Genomic DNA, 24,974 nt, shown 5'->3' on the forward strand with positions numbered 1-24,974 from the left:
CCGTCCGCGCGCGACGCGTTCGCGCGCGGCCCGCGGCGCCGCGCGGCAGGATCAGGAGCAAAGCCAGGGCCAGCGCGCAGCCGATGCCGTAGGCGAAGCGCCAGCCGAGCGTGAGGCCCACCGCCGGCACCGCGAACCCCGCCGCCAGCGTCGCGATCGGGATCGAGGACTGCTTGATGCCGAAACCGAGGCCCTGCCAGCGAAAGCGCGCCACGGCGAGGTTCGTGGACGCTGATCAGCCATTGGCGAGGCCCGCCACCACCAAACAGACCGAGAGCGAGGCCGCCGAGGTGGCGAACAGCGCGATGCCGCCCAAGGCGAGCACCGTGATCGTCAGCCCGGAGCGGGTGGCGCGCCAGGTGCCGAGCGTGTCGGCGAGCGGGCCGAGCAGCGCCGAACCGACGGCGGACGCGGCATAGAAGATGCCGGCGGCGGCGCCGAGCCCCACCGCGTCCATGCCCAGTTCCGGCAAGGCGAGCGGCGCCAGAGCGCCGGTGAGGAACACCGGCAGGGCGCCCAGCGTCTGCGCCGCCACCGCGAGCGCGAGCGCGCGCGCCGGCTGCTCCTCGTCCGGCGCGCCGGTCACTTCAGCGGCTCCACCGTGTCGATCCAGGGCAGGCTCGCGAGGCCGGCCAGCTGGTCCTGCGAGACCTGCCGCAGGCGGATGCGCTTCAGCGAGCCGTCGCGGCCGGAGAACATGCCGTAGGTGGCGAGGCGCTCGTTGTGGAAGCGCTCGGGCTCGAAGCCGACCACCGCCACCACGTCCACCAGCCCCGCGCGCGGCACCCGGGGGTCGATGCGGCTCTCCCGCGTCAGGAAGCCATAGGCCTGCTGGCCCCAGAGCGTGCCGGCGACGATGGCGATGCCCAAGGCGAGCTTGAGCAGGTCCGGATTGAGGCCGCGACGGCGTGAGCCGCCGGCGGCGGGGGAGGCGGTTTCGGCCATGGCTAGATCCCCTGGCTCGGCGTGACGAGGCCCCACCGCTCGATGGTGCGCTTCTCGATCGGCGCCAGGAGATAGCGGTCCATCAGCACGCCGAGAAGGCCGATCACGAGGCAGCCGGCGATGATGATGTCGGCGCGGTGGAATTCCGCCGCGCGGAAGATCATCTGGCCAAGACCCACCGTTGCCCCCACCAGCTCGGCCGCGATCAGCGCGCGCCAGCCGAAGCCGAGCCCGGAGCGGATGCCGGAGAGGATGTAGGGCAGGGCGCCGGGCAGCGTCACGTTGAGGATGATGTGGAGCCGGCTGCCGCCCAGCGTCTCCACCCCCTGCTCCAGCACCGGCGGCACCAGGCGCACGCCCAGCACGGTGTTCTGGAAGACCAGGAAGAACACCGTGTTCCAGATCAGGAATACCACCAGCGCGGTGCCGATGCCGAGCCAGCCGATCATCAGCGGCAGCCAGACGATGCCGGAAATGGCGTTGAAGAACACCACCAGCGGGTTGAGGAAGTCGGCGGCGCGCCGGTTGAGGCCGACGAGGAAGCCGCCGACCACCCCGGTGACGACGCCCACCGTGGTGCCGAGCAGGAGGCGGCCGAGGCTCGCCAGCGTGTTCTGGAGCAGCTCGCCGTCCGCCGCCAGCTGCCAGAGCGCCTCGGCGACCGCCCAGGCGGGCGGCAGCGTGCCCACCGGCGGGCGGGCGATGAGCCAGTAGATGCTCCAGCCGGCGATGAGCGCCACGAAGGGCAGCGCCGGCAGCAGCTTCCAGGCGAGGGTGTCGGTGCGGACCGGCCTGGCATCGCTCATTTGCGCAGCACTCCCCAGCGGGCGACGGTGAGGTTCTCGATCGGCTGCACGATCAGGCGGTCCACCACCACATTGAGGACGCCGATGGCGATCATGCCGCAGATGATGCGGTCGATCTGGCCGAAGGTGCGGGCGCCGAAGATCAGGTCGCCGAGGCCGCCCTGGCGGATCAGCATCTCGGCGGCGATCAGCGCGCGCCAGCCGTAGCCCATGCCGAGCCGCAGGCCGACGACGATGCTCGGCAGGGCGCCGGGCAGATAGACGTCCTTCACCACCCGGAACGTGCCGCGCCCAGCGAGCGCAGGGCGAGCGCATAGCTGGTGGGGATCGCGCGCACGCCGAGCATGGTGTTGAAGATGACGGGGACGATGAGCGTGTAGACCACGATCACCTGCACCGTGGTGTCGGTGAAGCCGAACCAGATGATGGCGAGCGGCAGCCAGGAGATGCCCGACACCCCCTGGAAGAACCGCAGGAACAGCCCCAGCGCCCGCGCCACATAGGCATTGGAGCCGATGGCGAAGCCGAGCGGGATGCCGACCGCAGCCGACACCACCACCGCGACGCCGATCTGGTAGAGGCTGGTGGCGGCATAGTCCGCCAGCACGCCGCGCGAGAGCAGGTTCCAGAAGGTGACGAGCACTGGTAGGGCGAGACCAGGACCCGGTCCGGCAGGTCGAAGCCGGCCTTGATCGCCCACCACAGCGCCACCACGGCGGCGAAGGGGGCGAGGAACTTGCCCGCGCCGATGAGCCCGGAGGCCAGCGCGGAGGGCCGCCGGGGCGGCGCGCCTGCGGCGGCGGTCACCGAGACGGCGGTCATGGTCATGACGCCTCCTTCAGCGGGTCGGGAGCGTCGGCGGGACGCGCGGCGCCGTCCATGCGCTCGTCGCGCACCAGCCGCAGCACCTGCTCGCAGATCGCCTGCATCTCGGGGTCGGTGGTGAAGCTCTCCCAGTCGCGCCCGCCGGCCTTGCGGCGCGGCACCACGAGGCTCGCCTTGATGCGGCCGGGCCGCTTGCTCATCACCAGCACCCGGTCGGCGAGGAACACCGCCTCGTCCACCGAGTGGGTGATGAAGAACACGGTCTTGCGGGTGCTGAAGGTGAGGCTCGCCAGCTCCTCCTGCAGGGTCAGGCGGGTCATGGCGTCCACCGCCGCGAACGGCTCGTCCATGAGGATGATGTCCGGGTCGGCGGCCCAGGTGCGGGCCACCGCCACGCGCTGGCGCATGCCGCCGGACAGTTCGTGCGGGTAGCGGTCCTCGAAGCCCTTCAGGCCGGTGAGCGCGATCAGGCGGTCGACGGTGCGGATGCGCTCGGCCTTCGGCACGCCGGCGATCTCCAGCCCGTGGCCGATGTTCCGCCGCACCGTGCGCCAGGGCAGGATGGCGAGTTCCTGGAACACGACGCCCCGGTCGCGGCCGGGGCCGGTGACGGTCTTGCCGTCGCAGATGATCCGCCCGCGCGTCGGCGTGATGAAGCCGGCGATGGCCTTGAGCAAGGTGGTCTTGCCGCAGCCCGAAGGCCCCACCAGCGTCACGAACTCGGCGGCGGGGATCTTCAGGTCGATCAGTCCCGTCGCCTGGACGGGACCATCCGCGGTCTCGAAGAAGTGCTGGAAGCCCTCGACGATGATCTTGTCCGGGGAGGTCGCGTCCATGGCGGCGGCCTCACGCAGGTTCTTTGGCGGGCAGGCGGCGGGTGCCGTCCTCGGTCAGCCACACCGTCTCGGCCGCATCGGTGCTGGGCACGCCGATATAGCAGAAGATGAGCGAGGCTTCCTCGGTCTGCGAGGCATTGGCGATCACATGGATGGCGCCCGCCGGGACATAGGCGAAGTCGCCGCCCTCCAGGATCACTTCCTTGCGGTCCGAGGCGTCCGAGCGCGCGTACCACAGCTTGATCTTGCCGTAGAGAATGTACCAGACCACGTCGTTGGAGGCATGGTAGTGGGTCGGGTTGGCCGGCGGCGGGCAGCGAGGATCGTCCGGCCATGGTGGCATTCGGCGAATCCACCGTCTTGTCGGAGATGCCGAAGCCGATGCGCAGCGGCGGCTCGTAGGTGGTGTCGGTGCCGATCTTGCTCTGCCGCACGACCGTGACCTGCTGCTTGTCGAAGGGAACCATGGCAACGCTCCTCAATGCTCGTCGTTCGCGTGGGGTTACTTCAGCGCGCCCTTGCAGTCGGAAAGCTTTTCCGGCAGCGGCGGCAGATCGGCGAAGAATTGGGGGTTTTCCTTCTCCACCTTCTTGAGGATGGAGGTTTCCGCGAAGTCGTTCGCCGAGGTGAAGGCCGAGGTCTTGATGAGGCCCTTCGCCACCATCTCGTTGCCGGTCTTCAGCAGGCCGTCCTCGGTGCACAGCGAGATGCGGGGATCCCAGGTCATGTGCTTGACGCCCTCGGCCGCGTCGGCGAGGTTCAGGCCATCCAGGTGGTAGGTGGCGATCTTCGCCGCCTCGCCGGGGTTCTTGCGCACGAACTGGGTGGCCTCGGCGAGGCCGAGCGCGAAGGTTTCCAGCAGCGCCTTGTTCTCGGCGATGTACTTCTCGTTGGCGAGCACGCCGATCACGTCGGCCACGAGCCCGGGAGCGCCGCGGCTCACCACCACCGCATTCGCGCCGAGTTCGCGCACGCTCTGGGAGAGATAGGGCTCCCACGGCACGGTCGCGTCGACCACGCCCTGGGCGAGCGAGATCGGCATGTCCGGCACCGGCACGTTGACCACCTGGAGCTGCTTGATGTCGACGCCGCCGCCGGCGAGGAATTCGCGCAGATAGACCTCCTGGGTGGAGCCGGCGAGGCTGCCCACCTTCTTGCCCACGAAGGACTTCGGGTCCTTGGTGATGCCCCGGTCGGCGCGGCCGACGATGCCGCGCCCGCCCGCCACCGCGATGAAGGCGGCGTCGTTGTAATAGGGGATCACGCCCTTGATCATGTTGCCGCTGGCGCGCGCGCTGGCGGTGGTGGTGCCCATGTTGGCGCCGCCGAGCTGCGCCTCGCCGGCGTTGAGCGCCTGGGTGATCTCGCGCCCGCTCGCCACCAGCTTCAGGCGCACATTGAGGCCGCGCTTGGCCCAGTAGCCGTTCTCCACGGCGACGAAAGCCGGGACGCTGAACAGATTGTTGCCGAGGACGAACACCACCTCCTTCGCCTTCTGCTGCTGGGCGAGGGCAGCGGGAGCGGCGAAGGCGACGGCGACCGCGGACGCGAGGGCGCAAGCCCACCTCGTGGCGTGCTTCATGAACTCCTCCCTGTGTTGCGGCCGCGTTTCTTATTGGTGGGCCTCATGGCCCCCGTCGCGGCTCGGAAATTCTGCCCTCCCGGGGCGGGTCCTCAGCGCGGTGATGCGCTTTCCGTGCGGTCGGCCGGCGTTGGCGCGCCGGCGGAACGTCTCACAGCCGGGTCAGGCCGTATTGCTCGATGATGCGCACCATCTGCCCCGACGCCTTCTCGCGATGATCGCGATAGAGCCGGGTGGCGCGGACGGGATCGCCGGCCAGGATGGCTTCCACCACCTCCCGGTGCTCGCGCGTGGAATCCGTGGGCTTCGGCCGCAGCCGCAGGGTGAACATGCGGGCGCGGTGGGACTGCTCCCACACCGCCATCACCATGGCGGCGAGACGGCGGTTGCCGCACAGCTCCACCAGCGAGAGATGGAAGCGCTCATCGGCCTTGGCCCAGGCGTCGAGGTCGTCGCGCTCCATGGCGGCGGCCATGGCGTCGCAGGCCTCCACCAGCGGCGCGATTTCCGCCGCCGAAGGCCTGCGCGCGGCGAGCTGCTCGGTGGCCACCAGTTCGAGGCCGATCATGATCTGGTAGATTTCCGTCATGTCGCGCGGCGCCAAAGGCAGCACGGTCATGCCGTGGCGCGGCACAACGCGCACCAGGCCCTCCTGCTCGAGGCGGATCATCGCCTCGCGCACCGGCGTCCGCGACAGTCCGAGATCGTTCGCCAGCGCCTGCTCCAGAACCGCGGTTCCCGGCGCGTACTCGTTGTCCAGGATGCGCTGCTTGATGGTGGCATAGGCCACCTGCGCCGACGTTTCGCCGGTTTTCGGAGGTGCCGCCAGAGCGCGGGACGGGGAGGCAGCGAACGTCATGATGCGATAACGTATGCGATATTGTGCGCATTGCAAGCAGCATTTCTGGCCACGGCGCCGGGCGACGTCGGGCGGACGATGGGACAGGCGGGTCTTGCTTTCCCCGCCTGTCACCGGCAGAGGGGATTGCCGGCGGGTCGAATCCGCCCGGCCGATTCAGGGAGCGGTTCATGAGACGAAGTGTGGCGAGCCTCGCAGTCCTGGCAGCCCTCGCGACCCCGGCGCTGGCGGATACGGCCGCGGCGAACCGTTGCGCCGCCAAGCTTCCCGAGGATGCGCGGGCGATCTACAACGCCAGTGCGCCGCTCCTGGTGAAGGGCGCCGACGGGCGCGCGATCGTCACCGAGCAGACCCGCAAGCTGGTTCTGTCGGGCAAGGTGAGCCACCTGTCCGCCAACACCGCGGCCATGGCCGCCGCCGATTGCCTGGTCCTGCGCTGATGCGCCCCGCGCCGACGCCGGGCGCCGCGGCCGCGCCCGGTTGTCGGCCGCGCGCGCCTCGCTATAGAAACCATTCGAAGAACGCGGGCCGGGGCCCGCGCGGCAAGCGGGCACGGGCACCATGGTGGCACGCATCTACAAGCCGTCGCGCAATGCGATGCAATCGGGCGTGGCGAAGACCAAGAACTGGGTTCTCGACTACGAGCCCGAGCACGCGCGCATGGTGGAGCCGCTCATGGGCTACACCTCCTCCGCCGACATGCGCAGCCAGATCCGCCTGACCTTCGCCACCAAGGAAGAGGCGGTGGCCTATGCGGAGAAGCGCGGCATCCCGTTCCGCGTGTTCGAGCCGCATGAGGCCGAGCGCAAGAAGATTTCCTATTCCGACAATTTCGCCTTCAAGCGCATGGGGCAGTGGACCCACTGAACCGCCTCCCGGGGCCGTGCCGCCGGACTGGCGCGGGGCAGGCGGGAGGCCGGCCTCGCGGCGCTTCCATCGGCGCCGCGGCGCGATTAAAACCACGCGCGCGGGCCCCGTAGCTCAGCTGGATAGAGCAAGTGCCTTCTAAGCACTAGGTCGCAGGTTCGAGCCCTGCCGGGGTCGCCAGCCCAGCGCCGTTTCAGGCGATATGAAGGAGGCGCGTGCCCGCGCAGCTGTGGCGGCCTTCGTCCGAGGGCGCCGACAGGCCAAAGGCCGCCAGGAGCCGTGGCGGATCCATTTCCAGGGTCGGGTCGAACGTGTAGACGCAGGCCCCGGCGGCCCACTCGCAATCCGATTCGGCCATTTCCAGCGCGCACGCCAGATCGAAGCACACGGTCTCGCCGTCCAGTTGCAGGTCCCCGTGCTGGGTCATGGCGAATGTCTTGATGAGATATGCTGCGGCGCAGGCTGCCCGTGGCATGATGACAATCCCCCGCGCGAAGAAATCCCCCCGCGGTCTCCCCGCAGACCCTTCGCAACGGACCCAAGATAACGCGAACGTGAACGCAAAGGCTACCTTATTTGTTAGCGCTAATGCGGCGACCTGCCGCAAACCGGATCGGAGTAGGGATGGGATCGGTTGTCGTCTCCAACATTGTCCTCCTTGTGGTTGCAATGCTGGTCGTGGCCGGCACACTGTCAAGCCTGCTTGCGGCCCGGTTCGGCGCGCCGATCCTGCTGGTGTTTCTTCTGGTCGGCGTGCTGGCGGGCGAGGCCGGTCCGGGTGGCATCCATTTCGACGACTACTGGGCGACGTACATGGTGGGGTCGGCCGCGCTCGCCGTGATCCTGTTCGACGGCGGCCTCCGGATGCGCGTCGCCAGCATGCGCGGCGCTCTGGCGCCCGCTTTGGCGCTGTCGACCGTGGGCGTGGTGCTCACCGCGGCGCTGGTGGCCCTGGTGGCGGCGCCGCTGCTGTCGCTGTCGCCGATGGAGGCGTTCCTGGTCGGCGCCATCGTCGCCTCCACCGACGCTGCGGCGGTGTTCTTCCTGGTGCGGGCCCAGGGGCTGCATCTCAGCCGGCGGGTGGGGGCAGCGATCGAGATCGAGTCGGCCACCAACGATCCGGCGGCGGTCTTCCTCACCGTTCTCCTGGTGGAACTGCTCACCGCCAATCTCGCCGATCCCGGCGCCGCCCTATTGCTGGGCGTTGCCCGCGAACTGGTGGTGGGGGCGGCGGTGGGGGTGGCCGGCGGCTTCGCTTTGGCCTGGCTGATCAACCGGGTTGACCTGCCGGGCGGCCTTCATCCGGTGCTGGTGGTGGCGTTCGCGGTGCTGCTGCTGGCCCTGACCGCGCTGCTGCACGGTTCCGGCTTTCTCGCCGTGTTCCTGGCGGGCCTCGTCATCGGCAACCGGCCGGTGCGGGCGCTCGCGCCAATCACCGGCTTCCTCGATACGGTGACCTGGCTGTGCCAGATCGTCATGTTCGTGATGCTCGGCCTGCTGGTCTCGCCGCAGAAGCTGGTGGAATACGCCCTGCCGGCGCTCGGGGTCGCCGCCTTCCTGGTGCTCGTCGGGCGGCCGGTGGCGGTGTTCGCCTGCCTCGCGCCGTTCCGCTTCTCCACCAAGGAGAAAACTTTCATTTCCTGGGCGGGCCTGCGCGGCGCGGTGTCGATCTTCCTCGCGACCATCCCCATGCTGGCGCATCTGCCGGATGCGGAGGTCTATTTCAACGTCGCCTTCGTGGTGGTGTTCGTCTCCCTCGTTTTGCACGGCTGGACGCTGGTGGCGGCCGCGCGCCGGCTCGACGTGGCGCTGTCCGATCCCACGCCCCCGGTGCGCCGCTTCGAGATCGACCTGCCCGGCCAGATCGACCAGGAGCTGGTCGCCTATCCGGTCACCGAGGGCACGCCCGCCGCCGGCGCCATGGCGCTGCCCGCCTGGGCGCGGCTGGTCTTCGTGATGCGCGACGGCAGATCCTGACGCCGAGCCTCCGGTCCGCTCAGGCCGGGCGACTACGGATACCTTCTGGTGCCGCCGTACAAGGTGCTCGACCTCGATCGGATGTTCCGGCCGCGGGAGGCGACGGTGTTTCTCGATGTGGCGGCGTTTCCGTTTGCCGGGACGGTCCGGCTCGCCGACCTCGCCGATCTCTATGGCCTGCCCCTGACCGAGGCGGAGCGCGGGTTGTCCATCGCCGAGGCGTTCGCCGACCGCTCCGACGGCCACCCCTTTCCGGGCATGCGCATCGGCTTCGGCGACGGCGCCGTGATCGAGGTGCGGGAGGTGGACGAGAACGGGGTGAGGGATGCGATCCTGCGGCTCGAGCCGAGCGGGCTCAAGCGCGGCATCGCCACCGTGCGGCGTCTCCTGGGCCGTCCGGTCCCGGACGATGACTGAGATCCAGCCCATCCCCCGCCTGTTCCCGCCCGTTCCGCGTGATCTGGGCGATCCCGCCACGTTCCTGCCTTGTCGGCGCGGAAGGATCGCAATCAGGACCAACCGAGGGGGACGGGCGGCGTGCGGCTGTTCATGAGACGCAGGGGGCAGGAGGGGGAGGAGAGCCGGGATGCGGCGCGCGTCCTTGCCGAGCTTGCCCGCCGGGTGCTCGACCTCGACGCAGAGACGACGGTCTCCATCTCGGAGATCGCCTGCGGCGATCCGGCCTGCGGCGGCGCCGAGACGGTGGTGCTGGTGATGCGGCCCGGCCGGCGCACCGAGGCGGCCAAGGTCAAGTGCCCGATGGCGCAGGTCACCGAAGACGACCTCAGAGCCGCGCTTCGGCCCCTCGCGGAGGCGTGAGAGCGGAAATCACGGGTTTGTCAGCGGTTGCCCGTTGCCGCCGTGCGGGGTGCGGCCGATAAGTTGCCGCTCTCCTTTTTGCAGGCTGAAGCTATGATGCGGCGCGGCCGAGGAATTACGGGCGCTTCAGGCGTCGTTTGAGGGGTTTATGTCGCAGCATCCCACAGGGCCCGGCCGCATGGTTGAGGAGGGGTCGGCTTCGCAGACGAGATCGCGCCGCGGCGCGCGCGGGCCCAGGCTGGTGCTGGCGATCGCGGTGATCGCCGCGGTGGCGGGCGGCGCCTATGGCTGGTCGCACGGCTGGTTCTCGTCCGGCACGCCGGCGGCGAATGCCCAGGCGCCCCAGCGGCAGCAGCGGGTGGCGGTGCTCGCGGCGCAGGCGGTCAGGAAGCCCATGCCGATCCGGCTGGAGGCGCTCGGCACGGTGGAGGCGATCGTCACCGTTCCCATCCGCTCGCGGGTCGCCGCCAGCATCGATGCGGTGCGCTTCGCCGACGGCGCCTCGGTGAAGGAGGGCGACGTCCTGTTCCAGCTGGACGACCGGGTGGTGCAGGCCCAGATCCGCCAGGCCGAGGCGACGCTCGCCCGCGACAAGGCGCAGCTCGACAAGGTGAAGCGCGACGTGGAGCGCTTCACGGGCCTGGCCGCCCGCAACGCGGTCTCGCAGGTGCAGGTGGATGACGCCCGCACCGCCGTCGACGTCCAGGAGGCGACGGTGCAGCAGGACGAGGCGAACCTGCAGTCGCTCAAGGTTCAGTCCGGCTACTACACCATCCGTGCTCCCGTCACCGGGCGCATGGGCATCGCCGCCGCGCGGCCGGGCACGGTGATCCGCGTGGACGACGTGCTCGCCACGGTGCGCCAGACCAGCCCCATCTACGTCGCCTTCGGCGTGCCCGAGCGCTACATCAGCGACCTGCGCGCCGCCAAGGACGCCAAGGTCACCATCGCGCTCCAGGGCAGCGGGGAGCGGGTCGAAGGCGGGCGGGTCGCGGTGATCGACAACACGGTGGACCCGCAGACCGGCACCCTGATCGCCCGCGCGCTCTTTCCCAATGCCGACGAGCGGCTGTGGCCCGGCACCCTCGGCTCGGTGACGGTGACGCTCGGCGAGCAGGGCGGCGTCGTCGCGGTGCCGGCGGAAGCGATCCAGAACGGCCAGAACGGCACCTTCGTGTTCGTGCTCGACGGCGACGTCGCCCATGTGCGGCCGGTCTCCGTCGCCCGCACGGTGGACGGGCAGGCGGTGGTGACCAAGGGCCTGGAGGGCGCCGAGACGGTGGTCACCGACGGCCAGCTGTCGCTGCGCGAGGGGTCGCGCGTGAGCGTGAAGAACCAGCCCCGCCCGGCGACCGGGAGCTGACGCGCCATGTTCGCCGAACTGTGCATCCGCCGCCCCGTCATGACGACGCTCATGATGCTGTCGCTCGTGGTGGCGGGCCTGTTCGCCTATCGCCAGCTTCCCGTGGCGGCGCTGCCCCGGGTCGACTTCCCCACCATCACCATCTCCGCGTCGCTGCCCGGCGCGAGCCCCGAGACCATGGCGACCGCGGTGGCGACGCCCATCGAGCGGCAATTGTCCACGGTGGCGGGCATCACCTCGCTGACTTCGTCCAGCACGCAGGGCTCCAGCTCGATCACCGTGCAGTTCGACCTCTCGCGCAACATCGACGACGCCGCGCTCGACGTGCAGTCGGCGCTGTCGGTGGCGCAGCGCCAGCTGCCGGACGAGATGACGACGCCGCCGAGCTTCAGGAAGGTCAATCCGGCCGACGCGCCGGTGCTGTTCCTTGCCGTCTCCTCGGCGACACTGCCGCTCTCCACCGTGAACGAATATGCCGACACGCTGATCGGCCAGCAGATTTCCCAGCTGTCCGGCGTCGCCCAGGTGCAGATCTACGGCAGCCAGAAATACGCCGTGCGCATCCGCGTCGATCCGGCGGCGGCGGCGACGCGCAACATCTCGGCGGCGGACATCCAGGGCGCGGTGGAGGCGGCGGCCTCCAACACGCCGCTCGGCGTGCTCTCGGGCACCAAGCAGACCTTCACCATCGACCTCGGCACGCCCAAGGCGGACGCCGAGGTGTTCCGCCGCCTGGTGGTGGCGTGGCGCAACGGCGCACCGGTGCGGCTCGAGGAGATCGCCAGCGTCTCCAACGGCGTCGAAAACGAGCGGGTGGCGAGCTGGTTCAACGACACCGCGCGGTGGTGGTGGCGGTGTTCCGCCAGCCCGACGCCAACACGGTGGCGGTGGTGGACGAGGTGCGCGCGCGCCTGCCGCAGTTCCGCGCCCAGCTTCCCGGCTCCATGGACATCGCGGTGCTGAACGACCGCTCGGTCTCCATCCGCGACGCCGTCGCCGACGTGCAGAAGACGCTGATGGAGGCGGTCTTCCTGGTGGTGATGGTGATCTTCCTGTTCCTGCGCAACGTGCGGGCGACGCTGATCCCCTCGCTCGCGCTGCCGTTGTCCATCATCGCCACCTTCGCCGCCATGTGGGTGCTGGACTATTCCATCAACAACATGACCCTGCTGGCGCTGACCTTGTGCGTCGGCTTCGTGGTGGACGACGCCATCGTCGTGCTGGAGAACATCTACCGCCACATCGAGAACGGCGAGCCGCCGTTCAAGGCGGCCATCCTCGGCTCGCGCGAGATCGGCTTCACCATCATCTCCATGACGCTGTCGCTGGTGGCGGTGTTCATCCCGGTCCTGTTCATGACCGGCGTGTTGGGCCGCGTGTTCCGCGAGTTCGCCGTCACCATTTCGGTGGCGATCCTGGTCTCCGGCTTCGTTTCGCTGACGCTCACCCCCATGCTGTGCGCGCGGGTGCTGAAGGCGCCGGACCACCACAAGAAGCCGAACCTCTTCATGCGCCTCACCGAGCGCATGTTCGACAGCTGGCTCGCCGCCTACCGGGTGAGCCTCGATTTCGTGCTCCGGCACCGGCCGTTCATGCTGTTGGTGACGTTCGCGACCATCGCCGCCTCGGTCTATCTCTACATCATCATCCCCAAGGGCTTCTTCCCGCAGGAGGACAACGGCTTCATCACCGGCACGGTGGAGGCGGCGACCGACAGCTCGTTCGACGCCATGGTGGAGCGCCAGAAGAAGGTGGCGGCGGCGGTGCGGGCCGATCCCAACGTCGCCTATCTCGTCTCCACCGCCGGGGCGACCGGCATCAGCCGCACCACCAATACCGGGCGCATGTTCATCGCCCTGAAGCCGCGCGGCGAGCGCAAGCTCTCCGCCTTCGAGGTGATCCAGGACCTGAGGAAGCGCGTCGCCGACGTGCCGGGCGTGAAGGTGTTCTTCCAGCCGGTGCAGAACATCAATGTGGGCGGCGTCGCCTCCAAGAGCCAGTTCCAGTACACGCTCCAAAGCTCGGATACGGAGGCGCTGTACGAGAACGCGAAGAAGATGGAGGAGCGCCTGTCCGGCCTGCCGGGCCTCAGGGACGTGACCTCGGACCTGCAGATTTCCAACCCGCAGCTCACCATCGACCTCGACAAGGACAAGGCAGCCGCGCTCGGCATCACCGAGCAGATGCTGCGCGACGCGCTCTACACCCAGTTCGGCACCCGGCAGGTGGCGACCTTGTTCACGCCCGCCAACCAGTACGCCATCATCGCCGAGGTGCAGCCGCGCTTCCAGCAGGACGCGGGCGACCTCTCGCGGGTCTATCTGCGCACCTCGTCGGGATCGGTGGTGCCGCTGGAGACGGTGGCGGACATCCGCCGCACGGTGGGGCCGCTGCAGGTGGCGCACCAGCAGCAGCAGCCGGCCGTGACCATCTCCTTCAACCTCGCGCCCGGCACCTCGCTGGGCCAGGCGGTGGACGAGATTCGCGCCGTGGAGCGCGAGGCCGGCCTGCCGGCGACCATCTCCACCAGCTTCCAGGGCACCGCCCAGGTGTTCCAGGATGCCTTGTCCAGCCAGCCGTTCCTGATCCTGGCGGCGGTGGTGGTGATCTATATCGTGCTCGGCATCCTGTATGAAGCTTCATCCACCCCATCACCATCCTCTCAGGGCTGCCCTCGGCCGGCATCGGCGCGCTGATCACGCTGATGGCGTTCGGCCTGGAACTGTCGGTGATTGCCATCATCGGCATCATCATGCTGGTGGGCATCGTGAAGAAGAACGCGATCATGATGATCGACGTGGCCCTGGAGCGGCGCCGCAGCGGCTACGAGGCGCTCGACGCCATCCGCGAGGCGGCGCTGCTGCGTTTCCGGCCGATCATGATGACGACGCTCGCCGCCATCTTCGGCGTGCTGCCGATCGCGCTCGGCGCCGGGGCGGGGTCGGAGCTGCGCCAGCCGCTGGGCATCGCGGTGGTGGGCGGCCTCCTGGTCTCCCAATTGCTCACGCTCTTCATCACGCCGGTGATCTATCTCTATCTCGACCGGCTCGACGGCGCGGTGAACCGCGCGCTCTCCGGCGGGGCCGGCGCGCAGGCGACGGAAACGCCCGCGGAGCGGGCACCGGCAGAATAGTCTTTCTTTGAGACATTCCAATTCTCGCGGATGCCGTGATGGCATCCGCGAAGATTTCGCACGCCGGTGCAGCGCGCGTGTTGAAACAGGTGGCCAATTATATTATTCGATAGATCAGCCCGCGGCATTCCATTGTTGAATGCTTCCAAGCTGTCGCGATCTTCAAGAGATATCAGAGGGTCCGACGCTTTTTAGATTTGGAGTAATTCCAGATGTCCAGGCATGAGCACGTGCGCGGTCACTGGCGTGACCTCTCCGGCGCCGAGGCGGATCTCGTGAACGGTGCGATGGGGTCGGGTGCGATGGCGTCGGGGGGCGCGGCGCGCGCCCTTCCCATGATCAACGCCCAATTGGACAGCCGGGACCTGTTCGCCAGCGAGCGCGTCATCACCATCGCCCATGGCGATCAGGTCTATCAGCTCCGCCTCACGGCCCAGAACAAGCTGATTCTGACGAAGTAAGTCCCGCGCGCCCCGGGGGCGGCGCGCTCGACCGGTACACGCTGCGCCGGCCCCGCGCACCGTCATGCCCCGGCCTTGTGCCGGGCATCCACGCCGTCCCGCCTTCGCCCGCCGCGGATGCCCGCGCCCCTCCGCCGGGCGTGGATGGCCGGGACAAGCCCGGCCATGACGGACCGTTCCGGGCCATGGCGCAAAGCCAGAGGTGGGGCCGTATCATGATGCTGTACATCGTGGGTCCTGCGGCGCGCGGCGATTTGCGCCTTTCCTTCGCCGCCTTCCTTTGCCAGTAGCTCCGCCCGCGCGACGGGACCGGGCGCGCCGACCCTTTCCGGGGGAGGCGTTTCTGCTATTGTCCGCGCCCAATTCAAGCGGATCCTATAGAGCGCATGGCCATTTCTGAGCCCGCTTCCGGCAAGGGACGGGCGCTCGAACTCGACCTTCCGCAGCGCCTCGACCGGGCGCTCGGCGCGGCGTGCGCCAGCCATGGCCGCGCGGCCCTCGCGCTGGTCGTCGTATGCCTCATCGCCTTCCTGCCCGGCTTCTTCTCGCTCTCGCCGATCGACCGCGACGAGGCGCGCTTCGCGCAGGCGACGAAGCAGATGCTGGAGAGCGGCAATTACGTCGACATCCGCTTCCACGACCAGGCACGCCACAAGAAGCCGGTGGGCATCTACTGGCTCCAGGCGGCGGCGGTGAGCGCCGGCGAGGCGGTGATCGGCCCGTCGGCGCGGTCGACGATCGGCCTCTATCGCGTCCCCTCGCTGATCGGCGCCATCGGCGCGGTGCTGCTGACCTATTGGGCGGCGCTCGCTTTCGTCAGCCGGCGCGGCGCGCTGCTCGCCGGCCTGATGATGGCCACCTCGGTGCTGCTCGGGGTGGAGGCGCGCCTCGCCAAGACCGACGCGGTGCTGCTCTTCACCATCCTCGCCGCCTTCGGCGCGCTGGCGCATGCCTACCTTCGCGTCGTCGCGGCGCGCGAGCGGGGAGGCGACGCCGAAGGGCGATTTCGGCCTCGCCTTCGTGTTCTGGACCGCGCTCGCCGCCGGCATCCTCATCAAGGGCCCCATGGCGCCGCTTTTCGTGGCGCTGCCGGTGCTGGTGCTGGCGATCATCGAGCGCTCGGGCGCCTTCCTGCGCCCGCTGAAGCCGCTGATCGGCCTCGCCTGGTGCCTGCTGCTGGCGCTGCCCTGGTTCATCGCCATCTATTACGTCACCGGCGGCGCCTTCTACGAGCATGCGGTGGGCGTCGACATGCTGGGCAAGGTGACGGAAGGGCAGGAGGGCCATTGGGGGCCGCCCGGCACCTATCTGCTCGCGGTGTGGGGCACCTTCTGGCCGGCGGTGGTCCTGGTCGCACTGGCGGCGCCGTTCGCCTGGCGCGCCCGGCGCGAGCCGAAGGTGCGCTTCCTCCTGGCTTTCGTGGTGCCCACCTGGATCGCCTTCGAGATCGCCGCCACCAAGCTGCCGCATTACGTGCTGCCGCTCTATCCGGCGCTCGCCATCCTGGCGGTGCTGGCGATCGAGCGCGACGCCGCCGCCAAGGCGGGCACGAAGCTCGCCGAGCTGGTGCGGCTGTGGCCGATCCTCGCCATCGTCATCGGCGCCGGGCTGATCGGCCTCGGCGTCTGGCTCGGCGCCGGCCTCGGCCTCCTCGCCTGGCCGCTGCTCGTGGGCGCGGCGGTGCTCACTTGGTGGGCGGCGCTGGCCTATCGGCGGGTGGGCGCGACGGGGGCCTTCCTCACCGCCGCCGTGGGCGCGCTCGCGCTCTATCTCGCGACCTATCAGATCCTGCTGCCGCAGATGCGCGCGCTGTGGGTGTCCGAGCGGCTCGCCGCCGTCGCGGCGGCCGAGGGCTGTCCGGCGGCGCGCATCGCCACCGCCCCCTACCAGGAACCGAGCCTCGTCTTCCTGGTGGGCACCGACATCAAGTTCATGCCGGCGGCCCTGGCGGCGGACCACCTGAAGAAGGGCGGCTGCGCGCTCGCTTTCATCGAGGACCGGGTGATGGGGCCGTTCCAGGCCCGCGCCGCGGCGCTCGGCCTCAAGTACCGAACCGTCACCACGGTGGAGGGCTTCGCCTATAATGGCGGGCGCCCGGTGGCGGTGACGGTGCTGCGCACCGAGGAGCCGGGCTCGTGAGCGCGCCCGCGTCCGCAAACCCCGCCCTCCGCGGCCTGCGCGCGGCCGGCGACGGGTTCGCGCACCTCCTCGCCGCGCTGCTCGGCACGCTCGCGTATCTCAAGGCGCGGGGAAAGCGCCTTCCGGCGCCGCGCCTGGGCTTCGCCGGCGCCTGGGAAGGGGTGGCGCTGGCGCTGCTCGCCATCGGGCTGGTCGCGTCCGCCATGGTGCTGGTGGACCCGCTGATTCCCGGCCTGCGCCCCCGCCTCAACCGGGACCTCGTCGCCTTCGCCGACCGCCTTACCGACCTCGGCCTCGGCACCGTCATCCTGTGGCCGATCGGCCTCGCTCTGCTCTACGTGCTGGCGCTCCAGCCGCGGCTCGACGCCATGGGCCGGCGGGTGGCGGCGAGCCTCGTCGCACGGCTCGGCTTCCTGTTCGCCTCCATCGCCACCATCGGCCTCTCCGTCGCCATCGTGAAGCATCTGCTTGGCCGCGCCCGGCCCCAGGCGGCCTTCTTCCTGCCGGGGCCGAACGCGCAGCTGACCTTCGACTGGCTGGCCTGGAAGTCGAGCTTCGCCTCCTTTCCCTCCGGCCACTCCACCACCGTGTTCGCCACGGCCGTCGCCTTTGCCGCGCTTTATCCGCGTGCGCGCGGCTGGCTGCTGGCGCTGGCGGTGGTGGTGGCCTCGACCCGCGTGGTGCTCGGCTCGCACTATCCGAGTGACGTGATCGCCGGCGCCGCCATCGGCGCCGCATTCGTGCTCGGCATGGTGAAGCTGTTCGCCGCCCGCCGGGTGGTGTTCGCGGTTGGCGCCGACGGGCGCGTCGCGCCCATGGCGGGACCGTCGGCGCGCCGGCTCGGCCAGGTGCTGTTTTCCCAAGGCGACGGTTTTCCAGTGCGCCGGTTCCAGAGCGCCCCGGGCACCCAACGGCGCCTCCGGCGGCGCCCCCCTCGAAGAGGCGAGATAAGTGAACGCTCCCTTCCAAGACTTTCCGGCGGCGCCGCGGCTCTCGGTCGTCATCGCGGTGAAGGACGAGGCCGAGAACATCGCCCCGCTGGTCGCCGAGATCGACGCGGCGCTGGCGGTCATGCGTTCGAGATCGTGTTCGTGGACGACGGCTCCACCGACGGCACCGCCGAGGAACTGAAGAAGGCCGGCGCCAGCCGCCCGTATTTGCGCGTGCTGACCCACGCCGCCTCCTGCGGCAAGTCGGCCGGCGTCGACACCGGCGCCGGGCGGCGCGCGGCGACATCCTGCTGCTGCTCGACGGCGACGGACAGAACAACCCGGCCTACCTGCCGGAGATGGTGCGCGCCCTGGACGAGGGCGGCGCGAGGGTGGGCATCGTCCAGGGCGAGCGCCAAGGCCGCAAGGACACCCGCTTCAAGCGGTTCCAGTCGCGCTTCGCCAATGGGGTGCGGCGCACGCTGCTGAACGACGACACCATCGACACCGGCTGCGGCCTCAAGGTGGTGCGGCGCGACGTGCATCTGCGCCTGCCGATGTTCGACGGCCTGCACCGCTTCATGCCGGCGCTGGTGAAGCGCGAGGGCTACGAGGTGCGCACCGTCAAGGTGGTGGACCGCCCGCGCTGGCACGGCCAGTCCAAATATGGCTTCTGGAACCGCCTGTGGGTCGGCATCGCCGACCTGTTCGGGGTGTTCTGGCTCATCCGGCGGCGCAAGGTGCCGCAGCTCATCAATGAGAGTATCGATGCTCGTTGAACTCGCCCACCAGGTTGGTGACTATCTGCACGACGTCTTCGTCGCCCAGCTCGACGGATGGGTGATCCTGGGCTTCGTCGCCCAGTTCATGTTCACCATGCGCTTCGTGGTGCAGTGGATCGCCAGCGAGAAGGCGCAGCGCTCGGTGATCCCGTTCGCCTTCTGGACCTTCTCGCTGGGCGGCGGCACGCTGCTGCTGATCTATGCGCTCTACCGGCGCGATCCCGTGTTCATCGCCGGCCAGGCGCTGTCCACCTTCATCTATATCCGCAACCTCCAGTTCGCCTTGCGCGAGCGCGCGCGGCGCGCGCGGTGACCTGAGGCGGCAGAGCCGTCATCCCCTGGCTTGTCCGGGGGATTCATTGAGCGGCTGGACGGCTTCGGCTCTTCAAGCGCAGGGCAGGGCGGCCGGGTGGATGCACCGGACGCGCCGGGGCATGACGGAGCTGGAGCGCGGCGTGCGCCGCGGTGGGATGTCGGCTCGCCGTCCCCTCAGCCCGCCGCGGCCCGCATCTTGGCGAACGCCTGGTCGATGTCGGCCTTCAGGTCGTCCACGTCCTCAAGGCCGATATGCATGCGCACGGCGGGTCCTTCCGCCTTCCAGGTGGTGGCGGTGCGGTAGCTGGCGCAGTCGAAGGGGATGGCGAGGCTCTCATAGCCGCCCCACGAATAGCCCATGCCGAACAGAGCGAGCGCGTCGAAGAAGGCGGCCATGGCCTGTTCCGGCACCGGCTTCAGGATGAAGCTGAACAGCCCGCTCGCGCCCGTGAAGTCCCGCGACCAGAGGGCGAAGCCGGGGTTGGAGGGCAGCGCCGGGTGGAGCACGCGGGAGACCTCCGGCCGGCCCTCGAGCCAGCGGGCGATTTCCAGTCCCGACGCGTGGTGCCGCTCCAGCCGCACGGCCATGGTCCGAAGGCCGCGCGCGCCGAGCGCGGCGTCGTCCGGGCTGATGGTGATGCCGAGCGTGCCGTGGGTGTCGTGCACCTTGCCCCAGGCCGCGCCGACCGCCGAGACCGTGCCGAGATTGAGGTCCGCATGGCCACCGATATATTTGGTGCCGGCCTGGATGGAGACATCCACCCCGAAGGCGTGCGGCTTGAAATAAAGCGGCGTCGCCCAGGTGTTGTCGATCAGCGTGGTGACGCCGCGCGCGCGGGCGACCGCCGTGATGGCCGGCACGTCCTGCATCTCGAAGCTCTGGGAGCCGGGCGATTCCAGGAAGATGGCGCGCGTGTTGGGGCCGATGAGGTCGGCGATGCCGGCGCCCACCCGCGGATCGTAATAGGTGGTCGCCACGCCGAGCCGCTTCAGCACCGTGTCGCACACCCGGCGGGTGGGATTGTAGACCGTGTCCACCATGAGCAGATGGTCGCCGGCGCCGAGCACCGAGAGGAGGCCGAGCGCGCAGGCCGAGAGCCCGGACGGGGTGAGCGCCACGCCGTCGCTGCCCTCCAGCGCCTGGAGCGCCTCCTCCAGCGCCTCGGTGGTGGGATTGCCGCGCCGGCCGTAGCTGTAGCGGCCGCGGTGATGCACGAGATCGTCATAGGTGGGGTACATGACGGTGGAACCGCGCACCACGGGCGTGTTCACGAAACCGTCGAACCGGAACGGGTCGCGCCCGAGCCGCACCACCTCGGTCCGCGGCGCGAAGACGCGCCCGCCATCCTCCTTCTGACCCATGTTCCCGCTCCGTCCCGGAATTCCACGTGCGCTGCGTCAGGCTCTATTGACCCGACCGGCGCAAGACGATGAGATGCGCAGATACGATGCCTCGGCGCCTTCGTCGAGCCGACGCGCCACGCGCGGCGCCGAAGGGTTGACCGGGACCACCAGAGAAGGGACGTTTCCGTGAAGAAATTCCTCATCGCAGCAACCGCCGGCCTGCTCGCCATGGCGGGCGCGGCCCAGGCGGCGACCCTCGACGACGTCAAGGCGCGCGGTGCGCTGAATTGTGGCGTTTCCCAAGGCCTGCCGGGCTTCTCCAGCCCGAACGACAAGAATGAGTGGTCGGGCCTCGACGTGGATTTCTGCCGCGCCATCGCGGCGGCGATCTTCAACGATGTCTCGAAAGTGAAGTATTCGCCGCTCTCGGCGAAGGATCGCTTCACCGCGCTCACGTCGGGCGCCATCGACCTGCTGTCGCGCAACACCACCTGGACCATGTCGCGCGACACCACGCTCGGCTTCAATTTCACCGGCGTGATCTATTATGACGGCCAGGGCTTCCTGATCCGCAAGTCGGCGGGCGTGAAATCCTCCACGGAGCTCGACGGCGCCTCGATCTGCGTGCAGACCGGCACCTCGAACGAGCTGAACGTGGGCGACTACTTCCGCTCGAAGAACATGAAGTACAAGGAGGTGATCGCCTTCGCCACCCTCGACGAGGCGATCAAGGCCTACGAATCGGGCCGCTGCGACGTGTTCACCTCGGACCGCTCCCAGCTCGCCGCGGTGCGCCTGAAGCTCACCAACCCGGCCGATCACGTGGTGTTGCCCGAGACCATCTCGAAGGAGCCGCTCGGTCCGCTGGTGCGCCATGGCGACGACCAGTGGTTCGACCTCGTGAAGTGGGTCGGCTTCGCGCTCCTCAACGCCGAGGAACTCGGCATCACCTCGAAGAATGTCGACCAGATGGTCAACTCCGCCAATCCGGAGATCAAGCGTCTGCTGGGCACCGACGGCAAGTATGGCGAGGGCATCGGCCTGACCGCCGACTGGGCCGTGCGCATCATCAAGGCGGTCGGCAATTACGGCGAGATCTATGAGCGCAATGTCGGCCCCAACACCCCGCTCGGCATCGAGCGCGGCGTGAACAAGCTGTGGACCAACGGCGGCCTGCAGTACGGCATGCCGGTGCGCTGACGCCTGACCGCCGGGCTGCGGCCCGGCCGGCTCCTGCGGGCGCCGCGAAAAGGAGGGGGGCGTCCGCGCCCCACCCCCAACCATAAGGGGAAAATTCCCCCACCTTCTCGAGGGGCAAATGAGCGAAGCGACAGAATCCGCGCCGGCGCATGGCGCGGGCCGCCGGTGGTCATGGACCGACCCCAAGCTGAGGTCGGCCGTCATTCAGATCGCGCTCGGGCTGCTGCTGCTCTTCCTGTTGTGGGCCTTCTACAGCAATGCGGTGGCCAACCTCGCCCGCCAGGGCATCGCCTCCGGCTTCGGCTTCCTCGACAACCGCGCCGGCTTCGCCATCAGCCAGACGCTGATCCCCTACAACGAGGACATGAGCTACGGCCGCGCCTTTCTGGTGGGCCTGCTCAACACTTTGCTGGTGGCGGTCCTCGGCATCATTCTCGCCACCATCCTCGGCTTCCTGATGGGCATCGCGCGCCTGTCGAAGAACGTGGTGATCCAGGCCCTCGCCTCGGCCTATGTGGAGATCACGCGCAACCTGCCGCCGCTGTTCCAGATCCTGTTCTGGTATCTGGCCGTGCTGGCGGCTCTGCCGGGCCCGCGCCAGAGCTGGGGGTTCGGCCTTCAGCCCATGTTCGCGGCGATTGGCCACGGCCTCGACGCCATCGGCCTCGGCGTCCTCGGCGGTCCCATCGGCGCCTTCGCCGCGTCGCTCGGGGCGCCCTCGGTGTTCGTCAACAACCGCGGTCTCGTGGTGCCGCGCTTCTTCATGGAGAGCGGCGGATCGGTGCTGCTCGCCGCCATCGCCGCGGGCATCGTCATCGCCTTCCTGTTCGCGCGCTTCGCGAAGAAGCGACGCGAGGCCACGGGGCAGATCTTCCCGGTGTTCTGGATCTGCCTCGCCCTCATCGTCGGCCTGCCGTTGCTGGTGTCCGCCGCCATGGGCTTTCCCATCGGCATCGAGCGGCCGGCGCTGCGCGGCTTCAACTTTTCCGGCGGCGTGACCGTCATCCCCGAATTCGTGGCGCTGCTGCTGGCGCTCGTGATCTACACCGCGGGCTTCATCGCCGAGATCGTGCGCGCCGGCATCCTCGCCGTCTCCAAGGGCCAGAGCGAGGCCGCGCACTCGCTCGGCCTGCGCAACGGGCCGACCTTGCGCCTCGTGGTGATCCCGCAGGCGCTCCGGGTGATCGTGCCGCCGCTCACCAGCCAGTATCTCAACCTCACCAAGAACTCCTCGCTCGGCGTCGCGGTGGGCTATCCGGACCTGTTCTCTGTGTTCGCCGGCTCGACGCTGAACCAGACCGGGCAGGCGATCGAAATCATCGCCATGACCATGGCGGTCTACCTCACCATCTCCATCCTCACCTCGGCGCTGATGGGCTGGTACAACAAGCGCGTCGCGCTGGTGGAGCGCTGAGATGGCCAGAAGCCCGGCGCAGATCGCCCCCTTCGAGCCCTTTGTGGCCCCCGAGGTCCTCGGCTCCGAGCCGCCGCCGATCTCCGAGCGCGGCACCTTCGCCTATCTGCGCGGCCACCTGTTCGGCTCGCTGCCCCAGGTGCTGCTCACCCTGTTCGGCGCCTGGCTGCTCTATGTGACCATCCCGCCGCTGGTGCAGTTCTTCATCACCGATGCGGTGTGGACCGGCACCAGCCGCGACGCCTGCCTGCCCGACAAGGTCGGCCGCGCGGTGGGCGCGTGCTGGCCCTTCATCTGGGCGAAGTTCGACCAGTTGGTCTACGGCTTCTATCCGGCCGCCGAGCGCTGGCGCGTGAACGTCGTCTACGTGCTGGGCGCGGTGCTGCTGCTGCCGCTGCTGATCCAGAGCCTGCCCTACAAGCGGCTGAACGCCATCTTGTTCTTCGGCGTCTATCCGGTGGTCGCCTTCATCCTGCTCACCGGCGGCAACATGGAGCCCAAGGGCTTCCTCCTGTCCTGGCTCGGGCTCGGCGGGGTGTTCTCCGGCGCTCCCGCGGTCGGCGGGGTGCAGCTCGGCTTCTGGGCCGACTACATCCTCTCCACCATCCTGGTGACGGCGCTGGTCGCCGTCGTGTGCCGCGCCGTGGCCGGCCCGGAAGCCATGCGTCCGGCGATCCGCTCGACGCTCGTGACCTTCGCCGTCCTGGCGGCGATCCTGTTCGTGGCCGACATCGATTTCGGCCTCGCGCCGGTGGAGACGCGGCTGTGGGGCGGCCTCTTGGTGACGCTGGTGATCGCGGTGACCGGCATCACCGTGTCGCTGCCGTTCGGCATCCTGCTGGCGCTGGGTCGGCGCTCGAACCTGCCGCTGGTGAAGATCGTCTCCATCGCCTTCATCGAGTTCTGGCGCGGCGTGCCGCTCATCACGGTGCTGTTCTTCGCCACCTACATGCTGCCCTTGTTCCTGCCCGGCCGCCTCACCGTCGACGGGCTGCTGCGGGCGCTGGTGGGCGTCGCGCTGTTCGCCTCCGCCTACATGGCGGAGGTGGTGCGCGGCGGCCTCCAGGCGATCCCCAAGGGCCAGTATGAGGGCGCCATGGCGGTGGGCCTGCGCTCCAGCCTGATGATGCGCCTCGTCGTGCTGCCGCAGGCGCTGAAGCTGGTGATCCCCGGCATCGTCAACAACTTCATCGGCCTGTTCAAGGACACGACGCTAGTACTGATCGTCTCGATCTTCGACCTGCTCGGCGCCATGCGCGCGGCCTTCACCGATCCCAACTGGGCGACGCCGACCACGCTGTTCACCGGCTTCGGCTTCGCCGGCATCGTCTATTTCGTGTTCTGCTTCGGCATGTCCCGCTACTCGATGGCGCTCGAGAGGCGTCTCGACCGGGCCCGCCGCCACTGACGTGAGGACTTCGCCGTGACTGCCGACGCCATCATCGCCGACGTGGAAAAGGGTGCCCCGGAGATCGCCGTCTCCATGAGCGGGGTCAACAAGTGGTACGGCGAGTTCCACGTGCTGCGCGACATCAACCTGACCGTCCACAAGGGCGAGCGCCTCGTCATCTGCGGCCCCTCGGGCTCGGGAAAGTCGACCCTGATCCGCTGCATCAATCGCCTGGAGGAGCACCAGAAGGGCAAGATCGTGGTGGACGGCATCGAGCTCACCGACGACCTGAAGCGCATCGACGAGGTGCGCCGCGAGGTCGGCATGTGCTTCCAGCACTTCAACCTGTTCCCGCACCTCACCATCCTGGAGAACTGCACGCTGGCGCCCATGTGGGTGCGCAAGATGCCGAAGAAGGAGGCCGAGGACCTCGCCATGCACTTCCTGGAGAAGGTGAAGATCCCCCACCAGGCGGCGAAGTATCCCGGCCAGCTCTCCGGCGGCCAGCAGCAGCGCGTCGCCATCGCCCGCGCGCTGTGCATGCGCCCGCGCATCATGCTGTTCGACGAGCCCACCTCCGCGCTCGACCCGGAAATGGTGAAGGAGGTGCTCGACACCATGGTGGCGCTGGCCGAGGACGGCATGACCATGCTGTGCGTCACCCACGAGATGGGCTTCGCGCGGCAGGTGGCGAACCGGGTGATCTTCATGGACGCCGGCCAGATCATCGAGATGAACGAGCCCAACGCCTTCTTCTCGAACCCGCAGCACGAGCGCACGAAGCTGTTCCTGAGCCAGATCCTGCACTGAGGGCGATCGCCTTTCTTGAAGGGAGGCCGGTGCCTCCAACCAAGCCGCCGACCGCGCGCCGCCCCGCCTGCTCCGTCATGCCCCGGCTCGTCCGGGGCATCCACCGGGCCGCCCGGCCTGCGCCTGAAGGACGGGCGCCGCCGACGCCGCGAGGTGGATCCCCCGGACAAGCCGGGGG

Annotated in this window: 24 protein-coding genes, 1 tRNA gene and 4 pseudogenes; 17 read left to right on the plus strand and 12 right to left on the minus strand. The window is 69.2% G+C overall.

What is annotated here, in order from left to right:
• The 9 genes and pseudogenes from AC2W7M_RS03630 to AC2W7M_RS03670 all read right to left on the minus strand — a co-directional run.
• Nucleotides 1–214, minus strand: a 214-nt coding sequence (locus tag AC2W7M_RS03630) for a hypothetical protein (RefSeq protein ID WP_486130122.1), incomplete at its 3' end; no start/stop codon positions are given.
• A 21-nt stretch (nt 215–235) separates the two neighbouring features.
• Nucleotides 236–586 (minus strand): hypothetical protein, encoded by a 351-nt coding sequence (locus AC2W7M_RS03635; RefSeq protein WP_486130124.1) that lies wholly within the window; start codon nt 584–586, stop codon nt 236–238.
• The gene (locus AC2W7M_RS03640; RefSeq protein ID WP_486130125.1) at nt 583–945 is read right to left on the minus strand and encodes a hypothetical protein; all 363 of its coding nucleotides are present in this window, start codon (nt 943–945) and stop codon (nt 583–585) included. Before AC2W7M_RS03640 ends, AC2W7M_RS03635 begins: the two co-directional genes overlap by 4 nt.
• Before the next feature lie 2 nt (nt 946–947).
• A complete protein-coding gene (locus tag AC2W7M_RS03645) occupies nt 948–1,751 on the minus strand; it encodes an ABC transporter permease (protein WP_486130127.1) in 804 nt (267 codons plus the stop codon).
• A pseudogene (locus tag AC2W7M_RS03650) lies at nt 1,748–2,454 on the minus strand (ABC transporter permease). The gene AC2W7M_RS03645 and the pseudogene AC2W7M_RS03650 overlap by 4 nt, the downstream one beginning before the upstream one ends.
• Nucleotides 2,455–2,575: 121 nt before the next feature.
• A complete protein-coding gene (locus AC2W7M_RS03655; protein ID WP_486130129.1) occupies nt 2,576–3,412 on the minus strand; it encodes an ABC transporter ATP-binding protein in 837 nt (278 codons plus the stop codon).
• A gap of 10 nt (nt 3,413–3,422) precedes the next feature.
• The gene (locus tag AC2W7M_RS03660; RefSeq protein WP_486130131.1) at nt 3,423–3,755 is read right to left on the minus strand and encodes a cupin domain-containing protein; all 333 of its coding nucleotides are present in this window, start codon (nt 3,753–3,755) and stop codon (nt 3,423–3,425) included.
• A gap of 159 nt (nt 3,756–3,914) precedes the next feature.
• Entirely contained in the window at nt 3,915–4,994 is a 1,080-nt protein-coding gene (locus tag AC2W7M_RS03665; protein ID WP_486130133.1) for an ABC transporter substrate-binding protein, read from the minus strand.
• 151 nt (nt 4,995–5,145) lie between these two features.
• Nucleotides 5,146–5,853: a GntR family transcriptional regulator gene (locus AC2W7M_RS03670; protein WP_486130134.1), complete on the minus strand. Its 708-nt coding sequence runs from the start codon at nt 5,851–5,853 to the stop codon at nt 5,146–5,148.
• Between the two features lie 170 nt (nt 5,854–6,023).
• On the opposite strand from AC2W7M_RS03670, the gene AC2W7M_RS03675 reads away from it, so the two are divergent.
• The 3 genes from AC2W7M_RS03675 (at nt 6,024) to AC2W7M_RS03685 (ending at nt 6,900) form a co-directional block, all read left to right on the plus strand.
• Nucleotides 6,024–6,293 (plus strand): hypothetical protein, encoded by a 270-nt coding sequence (locus tag AC2W7M_RS03675; protein WP_486130136.1) that lies wholly within the window; start codon nt 6,024–6,026, stop codon nt 6,291–6,293.
• A 121-nt stretch (nt 6,294–6,414) separates the two neighbouring features.
• Nucleotides 6,415–6,720 carry an ETC complex I subunit gene (locus AC2W7M_RS03680; RefSeq protein ID WP_486130138.1) on the plus strand — a complete coding sequence of 102 codons (306 nt, stop codon included), beginning with the start codon at nt 6,415–6,417 and terminating at the stop codon, nt 6,718–6,720.
• 103 nt (nt 6,721–6,823) lie between these two features.
• Nucleotides 6,824–6,900: transfer RNA gene (locus AC2W7M_RS03685), tRNA-Arg, on the plus strand.
• Nucleotides 6,901–6,913: 13 nt separating this feature from the next.
• Here the strand turns inward: AC2W7M_RS03685 and AC2W7M_RS03690 are convergent.
• Nucleotides 6,914–7,147: a hypothetical protein gene (locus AC2W7M_RS03690; RefSeq protein ID WP_486130140.1), complete on the minus strand. Its 234-nt coding sequence runs from the start codon at nt 7,145–7,147 to the stop codon at nt 6,914–6,916.
• 197 nt (nt 7,148–7,344) lie between these two features.
• On the opposite strand from AC2W7M_RS03690, the gene AC2W7M_RS03695 reads away from it, so the two are divergent.
• The 6 genes and pseudogenes from AC2W7M_RS03695 to hemP all read left to right on the plus strand — a co-directional run bounded on the left by AC2W7M_RS03695 (nt 7,345) and on the right by hemP (nt 14,473).
• Nucleotides 7,345–8,697, plus strand: a complete 1,353-nt coding sequence (locus AC2W7M_RS03695; protein WP_486130142.1) for a potassium/proton antiporter — start codon at nt 7,345–7,347, stop codon at nt 8,695–8,697.
• A 48-nt stretch (nt 8,698–8,745) separates the two neighbouring features.
• Complete coding sequence (locus tag AC2W7M_RS03700; protein ID WP_486130144.1) at nt 8,746–9,114, plus strand: transporter associated domain-containing protein; 369 nt, start codon at nt 8,746–8,748, stop codon at nt 9,112–9,114.
• A 120-nt stretch (nt 9,115–9,234) separates the two neighbouring features.
• The gene (locus AC2W7M_RS03705) at nt 9,235–9,516 is read left to right on the plus strand and encodes a hypothetical protein (protein WP_486130146.1); all 282 of its coding nucleotides are present in this window, start codon (nt 9,235–9,237) and stop codon (nt 9,514–9,516) included.
• Nucleotides 9,517–9,757: 241 nt separating this feature from the next.
• Nucleotides 9,758–10,879 (plus strand): efflux RND transporter periplasmic adaptor subunit, encoded by a 1,122-nt coding sequence (locus AC2W7M_RS03710; protein WP_486130148.1) that lies wholly within the window; start codon nt 9,758–9,760, stop codon nt 10,877–10,879.
• A gap of 6 nt (nt 10,880–10,885) precedes the next feature.
• A pseudogene (locus tag AC2W7M_RS03715) lies at nt 10,886–14,012 on the plus strand (efflux RND transporter permease subunit).
• A 212-nt stretch (nt 14,013–14,224) separates the two neighbouring features.
• Nucleotides 14,225–14,473 carry a hemin uptake protein HemP gene (gene hemP / locus AC2W7M_RS03720; protein ID WP_486130150.1) on the plus strand — a complete coding sequence of 83 codons (249 nt, stop codon included), beginning with the start codon at nt 14,225–14,227 and terminating at the stop codon, nt 14,471–14,473.
• Nucleotides 14,474–14,535: 62 nt separating this feature from the next.
• Here hemP and AC2W7M_RS03725 read toward each other — a convergent pair whose 3' ends face one another.
• Nucleotides 14,536–15,423 (minus strand): hypothetical protein, encoded by an 888-nt coding sequence (locus AC2W7M_RS03725; protein ID WP_486130152.1) that lies wholly within the window; start codon nt 15,421–15,423, stop codon nt 14,536–14,538.
• Here AC2W7M_RS03725 and AC2W7M_RS03730 point away from each other — a divergent pair.
• The 4 genes and pseudogenes from AC2W7M_RS03730 (at nt 15,422) to AC2W7M_RS03745 (ending at nt 18,636) form a co-directional block, all read left to right on the plus strand.
• Complete coding sequence (locus tag AC2W7M_RS03730) at nt 15,422–16,612, plus strand: ArnT family glycosyltransferase (protein ID WP_486130154.1); 1,191 nt, start codon at nt 15,422–15,424, stop codon at nt 16,610–16,612. The genes AC2W7M_RS03725 and AC2W7M_RS03730 overlap by 2 nt on opposite strands.
• Before the next feature lie 368 nt (nt 16,613–16,980).
• A pseudogene (locus tag AC2W7M_RS03735) lies at nt 16,981–17,370 on the plus strand (phosphatase PAP2 family protein); the annotation flags it as partial.
• 193 nt (nt 17,371–17,563) lie between these two features.
• Nucleotides 17,564–18,320, plus strand: a pseudogene (locus AC2W7M_RS03740) (glycosyltransferase family 2 protein).
• Nucleotides 18,310–18,636, plus strand: coding sequence for a lipid-A-disaccharide synthase N-terminal domain-containing protein (locus AC2W7M_RS03745; protein WP_486130156.1), 327 nt, complete (start codon nt 18,310–18,312; stop codon nt 18,634–18,636). The pseudogene AC2W7M_RS03740 and the gene AC2W7M_RS03745 overlap by 11 nt, the downstream one beginning before the upstream one ends.
• 176 nt (nt 18,637–18,812) lie before the next feature.
• Here AC2W7M_RS03745 and metC read toward each other — a convergent pair whose 3' ends face one another.
• On the minus strand, nt 18,813–20,000 hold the full coding sequence (metC, locus tag AC2W7M_RS03750) for a cystathionine beta-lyase (RefSeq protein ID WP_486130158.1): 1,188 nt from the start codon (nt 19,998–20,000) through the stop codon (nt 18,813–18,815).
• A 168-nt stretch (nt 20,001–20,168) separates the two neighbouring features.
• Here metC and AC2W7M_RS03755 point away from each other — a divergent pair, with 168 nt between their 5' ends.
• The 4 genes from AC2W7M_RS03755 (at nt 20,169) to AC2W7M_RS03770 (ending at nt 24,796) form a co-directional block, all read left to right on the plus strand.
• Complete coding sequence (locus AC2W7M_RS03755) at nt 20,169–21,182, plus strand: amino acid ABC transporter substrate-binding protein (protein ID WP_486130160.1); 1,014 nt, start codon at nt 20,169–20,171, stop codon at nt 21,180–21,182.
• Between the two features lie 118 nt (nt 21,183–21,300).
• Nucleotides 21,301–22,596, plus strand: a complete 1,296-nt coding sequence (locus tag AC2W7M_RS03760; protein WP_486130162.1) for an amino acid ABC transporter permease — start codon at nt 21,301–21,303, stop codon at nt 22,594–22,596.
• Nucleotide 22,597: 1 nt separating this feature from the next.
• On the plus strand, nt 22,598–24,004 hold the full coding sequence (locus tag AC2W7M_RS03765) for an amino acid ABC transporter permease (RefSeq protein ID WP_486130164.1): 1,407 nt from the start codon (nt 22,598–22,600) through the stop codon (nt 24,002–24,004).
• Nucleotides 24,005–24,079: 75 nt separating this feature from the next.
• Nucleotides 24,080–24,796: an amino acid ABC transporter ATP-binding protein gene (locus AC2W7M_RS03770; protein WP_486130166.1), complete on the plus strand. Its 717-nt coding sequence runs from the start codon at nt 24,080–24,082 to the stop codon at nt 24,794–24,796.
• Nucleotides 24,797–24,974: the final 178 nt, after the last annotated feature.

The sequence above is a fragment of the Xanthobacter sp. BG11Y11_SDJG genome, from assembly GCF_057364445.1.

Excerpts from the sequence above, each read along its gene's own strand:
- AC2W7M_RS03770 (WP_486130166.1), top strand. The coding sequence starts at position 24,080 with ATGAGCGGGGTCAACAAGTGGTACGGCGAGTTCCACGTGCTGCGCGAC.
- AC2W7M_RS03730 (WP_486130154.1), top strand. The coding sequence starts at position 15,422 with ATGCCTACCTTCGCGTCGTCGCGGCGCGCGAGCGGGGAGGCGACGCCG.
- hemP (WP_486130150.1), top strand. The coding sequence starts at position 14,225 with ATGTCCAGGCATGAGCACGTGCGCGGTCACTGGCGTGACCTCTCCGGC.
- AC2W7M_RS03640 (WP_486130125.1), bottom strand. The coding sequence starts at position 945 with ATGGCCGAAACCGCCTCCCCCGCCGCCGGCGGCTCACGCCGTCGCGGC.
- AC2W7M_RS03660 (WP_486130131.1), bottom strand. The coding sequence starts at position 3,755 with ATGCCACCATGGCCGGACGATCCTCGCTGCCCGCCGCCGGCCAACCCG.
- AC2W7M_RS03765 (WP_486130164.1), top strand. The coding sequence starts at position 22,598 with ATGGCCAGAAGCCCGGCGCAGATCGCCCCCTTCGAGCCCTTTGTGGCC.
- AC2W7M_RS03670 (WP_486130134.1), bottom strand. The coding sequence starts at position 5,853 with ATGACGTTCGCTGCCTCCCCGTCCCGCGCTCTGGCGGCACCTCCGAAA.
- AC2W7M_RS03695 (WP_486130142.1), top strand. The coding sequence starts at position 7,345 with ATGGGATCGGTTGTCGTCTCCAACATTGTCCTCCTTGTGGTTGCAATG.
- metC (WP_486130158.1), bottom strand. The coding sequence starts at position 20,000 with ATGGGTCAGAAGGAGGATGGCGGGCGCGTCTTCGCGCCGCGGACCGAG.
- AC2W7M_RS03745 (WP_486130156.1), top strand. The coding sequence starts at position 18,310 with ATGCTCGTTGAACTCGCCCACCAGGTTGGTGACTATCTGCACGACGTC.
- AC2W7M_RS03665 (WP_486130133.1), bottom strand. The coding sequence starts at position 4,994 with ATGAAGCACGCCACGAGGTGGGCTTGCGCCCTCGCGTCCGCGGTCGCC.
- AC2W7M_RS03680 (WP_486130138.1), top strand. The coding sequence starts at position 6,415 with ATGGTGGCACGCATCTACAAGCCGTCGCGCAATGCGATGCAATCGGGC.
- AC2W7M_RS03655 (WP_486130129.1), bottom strand. The coding sequence starts at position 3,412 with ATGGACGCGACCTCCCCGGACAAGATCATCGTCGAGGGCTTCCAGCAC.
- AC2W7M_RS03725 (WP_486130152.1), bottom strand. The coding sequence starts at position 15,423 with ATGCGCCAGCGCGCCGAAGGCGGCGAGGATGGTGAAGAGCAGCACCGC.
- AC2W7M_RS03675 (WP_486130136.1), top strand. The coding sequence starts at position 6,024 with ATGAGACGAAGTGTGGCGAGCCTCGCAGTCCTGGCAGCCCTCGCGACC.
- AC2W7M_RS03690 (WP_486130140.1), bottom strand. The coding sequence starts at position 7,147 with ATGACCCAGCACGGGGACCTGCAACTGGACGGCGAGACCGTGTGCTTC.
- AC2W7M_RS03645 (WP_486130127.1), bottom strand. The coding sequence starts at position 1,751 with ATGAGCGATGCCAGGCCGGTCCGCACCGACACCCTCGCCTGGAAGCTG.
- AC2W7M_RS03760 (WP_486130162.1), top strand. The coding sequence starts at position 21,301 with ATGAGCGAAGCGACAGAATCCGCGCCGGCGCATGGCGCGGGCCGCCGG.